The sequence below is a fragment of the Streptomyces sp. DH37 genome (assembly GCF_029813835.1).
Classification (GTDB): domain Bacteria; phylum Actinomycetota; class Actinomycetes; order Streptomycetales; family Streptomycetaceae; genus Streptomyces.
Map to the genome: position 1 here is coordinate 1 of NZ_JARVKV010000239.1, position 394 is coordinate 394.

General features: G+C 58.4%; 1 protein-coding gene. It reads left to right on the forward strand.

The window, feature by feature from the left end; all coding sequences use genetic code 11:
- Positions 1-38: 38 nt before the first annotated feature.
- On the forward strand, positions 39-394 hold a 356-nt coding region (locus QC029_RS30840), incomplete at its 3' end, for a cell wall metabolism sensor histidine kinase WalK (protein WP_279559134.1).

Sequence of the window (394 nt, forward strand, 5' to 3'; positions counted from 1 at the left end):
GTCTCGTCTCGATCGCTCAAACCAACATTCAGAGGCTGGTGCGACTGATCAACGATATTCTCGATATCGAAAAGCTCGAATCCGGCGCCGCCGTTTTCAATTTCACCGAAGTCGGTATCCGACAGGTCACCGAACAGGCGATCGAGGATACGCGCGGCTTCGCCGAAGGATTCGGCGTGCGAATTACGCTCGATCCCGCTTCGACCGATGCCGCGGTCAACGCCGACCCGGACCGATTGGTGCAGGTGATCACGAATCTGCTGTCCAATGCGATCAAGTTCTCATCGACCGGGGGTGAGGTGGTGGTCACCGTGGAGAAGCGGGACGCCGCGAAATGCCGAATCGCCGTGCGCGATTTCGGGCCTGGAATTCCGGCCGAGTTCAAGTCACACAT